Origin of the sequence: Magnetofaba australis IT-1, assembly GCF_002109495.1 — a bacterium.
In the GTDB taxonomy this organism is placed as follows: domain Bacteria; phylum Pseudomonadota; class Magnetococcia; order Magnetococcales; family Magnetococcaceae; genus Magnetofaba; species Magnetofaba australis.
The window spans coordinates 158,670-165,517 of record NZ_LVJN01000014.1; the positions used below are offsets into that span (position 1 = coordinate 158,670).

7 protein-coding genes are annotated in these 6,848 nt (G+C 53.1%); 6 read left to right on the forward strand and 1 reads right to left on the reverse strand.

Annotated elements, in window-relative coordinates; translation table 11 throughout:
• Nucleotide 1: 1 nt before the first annotated feature.
• Nucleotides 2-697 (reverse strand): hypothetical protein, encoded by a 696-nt coding sequence (locus tag MAIT1_RS02275; protein ID WP_085440395.1) that lies wholly within the window; start codon nucleotides 695-697, stop codon nucleotides 2-4.
• Nucleotides 698-807: 110 nt separating this feature from the next.
• On the opposite strand from MAIT1_RS02275, the gene MAIT1_RS02280 reads away from it, so the two are divergent.
• The 6 genes from MAIT1_RS02280 (at nucleotide 808) to MAIT1_RS02305 (ending at nucleotide 6,499) form a co-directional block, all read left to right on the forward strand.
• A complete protein-coding gene (locus MAIT1_RS02280) occupies nucleotides 808-1,545 on the forward strand; it encodes an XRE family transcriptional regulator (RefSeq protein ID WP_143814608.1) in 738 nt (245 codons plus the stop codon).
• 128 nt (nucleotides 1,546-1,673) lie between these two features.
• Nucleotides 1,674-1,883: a hypothetical protein gene (locus tag MAIT1_RS02285; protein WP_085440397.1), complete on the forward strand. Its 210-nt coding sequence runs from the start codon at nucleotides 1,674-1,676 to the stop codon at nucleotides 1,881-1,883.
• On the forward strand, nucleotides 1,880-2,326 hold the full coding sequence (locus MAIT1_RS02290) for a DUF2924 domain-containing protein (RefSeq protein ID WP_085440398.1): 447 nt from the start codon (nucleotides 1,880-1,882) through the stop codon (nucleotides 2,324-2,326). The genes MAIT1_RS02285 and MAIT1_RS02290 overlap by 4 nt, the downstream gene beginning before the upstream one ends.
• Nucleotides 2,323-3,666: a recombinase family protein gene (locus MAIT1_RS02295; protein ID WP_085440399.1), complete on the forward strand. Its 1,344-nt coding sequence runs from the start codon at nucleotides 2,323-2,325 to the stop codon at nucleotides 3,664-3,666. The genes MAIT1_RS02290 and MAIT1_RS02295 overlap by 4 nt, the downstream gene beginning before the upstream one ends.
• On the forward strand, nucleotides 3,663-4,109 hold the full coding sequence (locus MAIT1_RS02300) for a hypothetical protein (protein WP_085440400.1): 447 nt from the start codon (nucleotides 3,663-3,665) through the stop codon (nucleotides 4,107-4,109). The genes MAIT1_RS02295 and MAIT1_RS02300 overlap by 4 nt, the downstream gene beginning before the upstream one ends.
• A gap of 101 nt (nucleotides 4,110-4,210) precedes the next feature.
• Nucleotides 4,211-6,499, forward strand: coding sequence for a PAS domain S-box protein (locus tag MAIT1_RS02305; protein WP_085440401.1), 2,289 nt, complete (start codon nucleotides 4,211-4,213; stop codon nucleotides 6,497-6,499).
• Nucleotides 6,500-6,848: the final 349 nt, after the last annotated feature.

A 6,848-nucleotide genomic window follows, 5' to 3' on the forward strand; every position in this document is an offset into this window, starting at 1 on the left:
CTCACTGCCCCGGTTGGAACGGCGCCAGCCAATTGCGCAGCGTCTTGGCCGCATACGCCTTGCCCTCGCAGGCAATATCCAGCACCGCAGGGGATTTGATCATCTCTTTACAGGGAATCTTGGGATTCTGTGCCCATAGCGCCCTGGCCACCGCCTCCGCGCGGTCACGGTGACGATTGGAAACGCCATGACGACCAGTATACGGTCTGTCCGCGTCCGAGGAGTGGGAAGGAAATTGCGTAGGAGAGATGTTGGGGTCTTCTACTTTAATTTGGTGACGTTTCTCGAACTGGCGGACTTCCTCACCGCTCAACCGTACATCCGCAGGCGTCATAGGCAACCCGGTTTTGTCATCCCCCTCAAGTCCTGGGATGTGAAAGCGCTTGAGCTTTTGGCGATCCCCTGCTGGGGTGTCCGCTAATGACCGGATCTCCGCTTTACCATAGGACCACAGCAGGCCAACATCCTTGATATCCAGTGGCAACAAGCCGGTGCGGTACTGTTCTATAAATGGGTAGAAGGTCTTTCCACCATCTCCCAGCACCACGCTCTCTGACACCTCGACATGCGCATGCAGCACCCACACGCTCACCATCACTTGACCATCCATGGCGTAGGCCAGGACATCCTGCTCCGAACATCCCCATCGCTCCGCCACTTCGGCAAGCGTGAAGAACTGTTTGGGCGGCAGAGGCATTCGGCATCATCCTTTCATCAAATCGAGTTGCGCGTTATGAGTGGACATGGGCATAGTTTATTGATGCACAGCCTAACACCAACGCACTCAGTTTTCAAACACACATATATTTGCATTCCACGCAACAATCTGCCATCCTGAGCACTATGAGCACATTCGCAACACGCCTGCGCGAAGCGCGCACCGCCCTTAAACTCTCGCAAATGGCTTTGGCCAAACGCGCCAGGGTCAGCCAGGGCTTAATCCACAAACTCGAGCATGAGGGCGACGGTTCCACCACCCGTCTCTTGCAGATCGCTGAGGCGCTCAATGTGCGCCCGGAATGGCTGGCCAATGGCGAGGAGCCGCGCCGCTGGGGATCGCCCAAACTGATGGGTGCTGACGAAGCGCACCTACCCAAAGGAACGCCACAGAAAACCGAACCGACTGCGCACGGATATACCCTGATACCCCGCTTTTCTGTAGAGGCTAGCGCAGGGCCTGGGAATGAGATCCTTCAAGAGGAAGTGCTGGACAGACTGGCGTTTCAGACCGCGTGGCTGGAAGAGAAAAATCTCGACCCGCGCTTTCTGGGCATCATTCAGGCTATGGGCGACAGCATGACGCCGACGCTTTGCGATGGCGACACGCTATTGGTTTCCATGGACCAGCGTCAGGCGATGGATGGTCGGATCTTTGTGCTGCGATCTTCTACCGGGCTGTTCGTCAAACGGCTACGTATTCTCCCCGGCCTGACCCAACTGATTAGCGACAACGACAAATACCCACCCTACGAAATCGGCATAGATCAATCCGACCAGTGGGAGATCATTGGTCGCGTCATTTGGGTTGGACGCGAACTGCTGTAACCTACCTCTGAACACCTCTGGAAACTTTATTATACCGCACTCTCATTCCGAATATATTCGTGTTTGTTTGATCACTTTTCTGCGTGATACGGTCATCCCTAGGACACTAACAAAGGGAAACGACGATCATGCCCACCGCCATCCACCCAGACCGGCTCAGCCCCGAAGAACGCCTCGACGAGATTGCAGAAATTCTGGCGGCGGGATTCCTGCGTTTGACCGAGAAACGCCGTCTCCGTACTGCTCTGAATTCACAGCAGAATAGCCTGGACTCTGTTTCCACTCAGAGCCTTCATGGTGAGCATGAACAAACCGCTAACCATGGAGTAACACCATGACTGCCGAAGTGTTGAAGCGCGTCGCGGCGCTGCCGGAGAAGTCGCTCATCGACTTGAAAAAGATGTGGGTAGACCTGTTCCAAGAGGAGCCCCCTTCACGGCCAAACCGCGATTTCTACGTCAAACGCCTCGCCTACCGAATTCAGGAGCTTGCTTGGGGCGGGCTGTCAGAGACCACCCTCGCCCGCCTGGAAGCCATGGCGGAAGATGACGCCATCACCGAACGGCGCGCGGCGCCGCCCACTGGAGACATTCCGGTCAGCGGAACGCGCTTGGTGCGTGAATGGAAAGGCGTCGAGCACACCTGCACGGTTTTGGAGGACGGCTTTGAATACCAGAATCGCAAATACAAGAGCCTCTCTGCCGTCGCTCGCGCCATTACCGGCACGCGCTGGAACGGTTTGGTCTTTTTCGCTTTGAAGCCCGCGGGGAAATCCAAATGAGCAAAAAGCACACCCCAAAAAAAATCCGCTGCGCCATCTACACCCGCAAATCCACCGAAGAGGGATTGGACATGGAGTTCAACTCCCTCGATGCCCAACGCGAGGCTTGTGAAGCGTATATCGCCAGCCAGCAGCACGAGGGGTGGCTCCAGGTTCCAGACCGCTACGACGACGGTGGTTTCTCTGGCGGTAATATGGAACGCCCTGCCCTACAGCGCCTCCTACGAGACATTGAGGCTGGCCGGGTGGATTGCTGCGTGGTCTATAAGATCGACCGCCTCTCTCGCTCCCTGGTGGACTTCACCAAGATGGTGGAGCTGTTTGATCAGCGCCAAGTCACGTTTGTCTCCATCACCCAGAGCTTTAACACCACCACTTCCATGGGGAGACTGACCCTTAATGTGCTTTTGAGCTTCGCGCAGTTCGAGCGCGAAGTCGCTTCTGAACGCATCCGCGACAAGTTCTCCGCTAGCCGCAAAAAGGGGATGTGGATGGGTGGGCATCCGCCTCTGGGCTATGATGTCGCCAATCGGCGTCTGGTCATCAATGAAGCTGAGGCGGTCACCGTTCGCATGATCTTCGATCGTTTCATTCAGATCGGTTCCGCCACCGACTTTGCCAAAGAACTCCGCGAGAATGGCCTCCGGACCAAATCCTGGACCTCCTCCAAGGGAACCTTTCATCCCGGTAAACCATTCGACAAGAGCGCCATCTACCGCATCCTCAACTACCGCGCCTACATTGGCGATGTGGTCTACAAGGGTGAAGTCTATCCCGGCGAGCACGAGCCTATTGTAACACTACGGCAGTGGAATCAGGCGCAGTCAATTCTCCAGCAAAATGCGCGCAAGCGCGCCAGCCGTGCGCGGGCACAAACGCCCTCCCCACTCAAAGGTTTGATCCGCTGTGGCCACTGCCACCGCAAGATGACTACCAGCCATTCCCGCAAGGGTGGACGCCTCTACCGCTATTACCTCTGCGGAACCGCCGCCAAGCAAAGCCATTCGGATTGCCCGGTGGGCAACATCGCCGCTGGCGAGATCGAGGAACTGGTCCTCTCCCAACTGCAGCGCATGGTCTCCAGCCCAGAGTTGATCGCCAGAACCTGGCGCTCCGCCAACGATCAGTCCGACTCGAAGCATAGTGAGAAGGACATCATCACCGCCATGCAGACCATCGAGCCGGTCTGGTCAGAGCTCTTCCCCGGAGAGCAGACCCGATTGATTCAGCTGCTTATCAGTCGCATCGAAGTCCGCACTGATGGCGTCAAGATTCATCTGCGCGTCAATGGCCTCACCAGCCTTGCTGACGAACTCGCCAACCAGGAGGTAGCCGCATGAAACTGGAACTGAGCAAAGACCGCAGCACCATCATCGTCCACATCCCGGTCCAACTGCGGCGCAAAGGCGGACGCAAGCAACTTATCGCTCCTGACGGCTCGTACTGGCGACCGCCAGCCCCGCGTGTGGATGAGGCCATGGTGCGCGCTCTGGCGCGGGCTCACAAGTGGCGGCGTCAGCTCGACTCCGGTGAAGTTGCCTCTGCACAGGACCTCGCCAAAACTGAAAACATAGATGGCTCCTATCTGGCCCGCGTGCTCCGACTGACCCTGCTCGCCCCCGATATCATTGAGGCCATTCTGGATGGGCGTCAGCCTAAGAGTTTGTCTCTCGCTGATCTGATGAAGACCTTGCCGGTTGAGTGGTCTGGGCAGCGGGAGGTGTTGGGGTTTGGTGTAGCCTTAATTGATTCAGGTCAAAAATCCTGCAAATCAATCACCTGATGTCAAACTATTGATTCGAATTCTTAGTCGGTGATAGATTTTCCCTTGGCAGCTGCTTCAATCCAGGCGATCTCCGAGCCCACCTTCCAAGGTTATCCGACATGTCAGTCAAATCTAGACTTCTCATTATCTATTTGCTTCTGATTGCAACTGTCGCCACGGGTATCGCTATCAGCTTTTGGGTAAGCCATGAGCGGAAAAACACCAATCTTTCCGTCGACATTGCAGGCCGTCAGCGAATGCTCACCCAGCTTATTTCCAAGGAGATACTGCTCTACAAATCGTCCCCGGATGAACAGAGCAAGCGCAAAATAGAGCAGCTTTCAGACCTCTTTGAAAAGAGCTTATCTGCACTTCAGAATGGAGGCCAAGTTGTCCGTGGGATTGATGACGCATCACGCAAAATTACAGTGGAAATCCAAGCTTCGCCTTCACCTGCTCAAGATTTTATAGAAAAAGTTTTTGAGGCGTGGCCTAAAACTCGTACCGTTATCGACAATTTTCTTAATAAACAATCTTATACACATTCTGACTCGAAACAAATTATCAGTGAACTTTCTACAATTCTGAAAGATAGCGATCGTATCGTTCATGCCTTAGTTAAAGCTCATGACGCAAACGAATCAGAGATTCTCATAGTGTCGCTGGTGTTCGGTCTGGTCGGCTTGTTCATGATCATTAGCCTTGTCCGATCACAGGGGTTTGAAATCCAGAATATAATTGACCAACTTGCCGACTCTCAGAACAGACTGGATATTGCGCTAGATACAGGGAAACTGGGCGTTTGGGACATCGACTTTTCAACAAACCGCCATTTCTCAAGCGATCGGGAAAAGGAAATATACGGCCTCAGCAGCACAGAAGCTCATGACCGAGATACGTGGCTGGAGCAGGTTCATGAACAAGACCGTGAACTCGTCGTCACGTCTGGCCAGCGCATCCGTTCTGGTGAAACACAGGATTACAATCTTGAATTTAGGATCTTTACTAAGAACGGCGAATTGCGCTGGGTCAATAGCGTTGGTCGCGTAGCGAAAAGAGACGCTCAGGGCAAAGCTCTGAGGATGATTGGCATTGTTGCTGACGTGACAGAGCAAAAACAGTATCAGGAGAATCAGTCCCGCCTCCTCAAAGAACTGAATTTCCAAAAATATGCACTCGATCAACACGCCATTGTTACCGAATCAAATTCTGAGGGATTGATCACATATGTGAACGATCTGTTTTGTGAGGTTTCTGGCTACTCTCGAGAAGAGCTGATTGGCCAAAACCACAGAATTGTGAAATCCGGTATCCATCCCACTTCTTTCTACAAAGAAATGTGGGATACAATATTGAAGGGGAATACTTGGCACAGTGAAGTGTGCAACAAGCGGAAAGACGGGAGTTTCTACTGGGTCCACGCCACGATTGTTCCGTTCCTGGATTCCGATGGGGACCCCATAAAATTCATATCTATACGAACGGACATCACACAACGCAAGCTAGCTGAGAGGGAAGTCGGTTTCCAGAAATTTGCGCTGGACCAGCATGCCATTGTCAGCATTGCTGACCCAAAAGGACGGATTACTTACATCAATGATCTGTTCTGTGAAGTTTCTGGATACCCTCGTGAGGAGCTCATGGGGCACGACCATCGCATCGTCAACTCTGGAACGCATCCGAAAGAGTTCTTCAAAAATCTCTGGGATACCATTATCAAGGGCGATGTTTGGCATGGTGAGGTCTGCAATCGCAAAAAAGATGGTGACCTCTATTGGGTAAATGCGACTATCGTCCCCTTCCTCGATGAACAAAAACAGCCCCAACGCTTCGTCTCTATCCGAACGGATATCACTGAGCAAAAGCTAGCAGAAGAGCAAATTCGCCACATGGCGATGACAGACGCTCTTACTGGCTTGTCGAATCGCCCAGCGTTTGATCAGAAACTTGACGATGCTCTCAAGCAATCAAAACGCCACGGTCACAACGTCTGCCTTCTGATGCTCGATCTCGACAAGTTCAAGCCTGTCAACGACACATATGGCCACCCTGCTGGCGACGCATTGCTGATTGCTGTAGCAAAACGGTTGAACGAGCATGTGCGCGAAGTCGATACCGTCGCCCGCCTTGGGGGTGACGAGTTTGCTGTCATCTTAAACGGCGTCACACAGCCTGAAGATGCCATGATCGTTGCCAATAAATATGTTGAGGCCCTCTGTGATCCGTTTGATTTGGGCGATGTCATTGTCCAGATCGGCACCAGTGTTGGCGTTGCTTGTTTCCCAGTTCACGCTCAAGACAAGGCCGAGTTAGTGAAAAACGCCGACACCGCGCTCTACGCCGCCAAGGAAGCGGGGAGAAATACAGCGCGCTGTCACGAGAGTGGGGCTGAAATCCACACATCATAAAATGAGTCACAAAATCAAAATCATTCCCCGCCGTATGGTTGGGGTTCAGTCAAAAAGCCTCCTGCTCTTAGCAGCCTGATGAAGACCTTGCCGGTTGAGTGGGCTGGGCAGCGAGAGGTGTTGGGGGTCTGAATAGTTGCCACGCAAAGCGATCGGCAATTTGTGATTCATTGCCCTATCCATTGAACCATGCCATAATAAAATATATTTGTGCAGCATTCCGATGCAGACACTTCATAAACTATGCACGTAATCTTCATTTCCACACGCTAAATTAGATCAAACCTCTTTTCCTCAGAAGCGGCTTATGAATCCCACATCAGAGACCCCTGTCATTGTCGCTGTAGGC

What these genes read in the sequence shown, in the direction of transcription:
- MAIT1_RS02275 (WP_085440395.1), bottom strand. Translation starts at nt 697, where the DNA reads ATGCCTCTGCCGCCCAAACAGTTCTTCACGCTTGCCGAAGTGGCGGAG.
- MAIT1_RS02285 (WP_085440397.1), top strand. Translation starts at nt 1,674, where the DNA reads ATGCCCACCGCCATCCACCCAGACCGGCTCAGCCCCGAAGAACGCCTC.
- MAIT1_RS02290 (WP_085440398.1), top strand. Translation starts at nt 1,880, where the DNA reads ATGACTGCCGAAGTGTTGAAGCGCGTCGCGGCGCTGCCGGAGAAGTCG.
- MAIT1_RS02295 (WP_085440399.1), top strand. Translation starts at nt 2,323, where the DNA reads ATGAGCAAAAAGCACACCCCAAAAAAAATCCGCTGCGCCATCTACACC.
- MAIT1_RS02300 (WP_085440400.1), top strand. Translation starts at nt 3,663, where the DNA reads ATGAAACTGGAACTGAGCAAAGACCGCAGCACCATCATCGTCCACATC.
- MAIT1_RS02305 (WP_085440401.1), top strand. Translation starts at nt 4,211, where the DNA reads ATGTCAGTCAAATCTAGACTTCTCATTATCTATTTGCTTCTGATTGCA.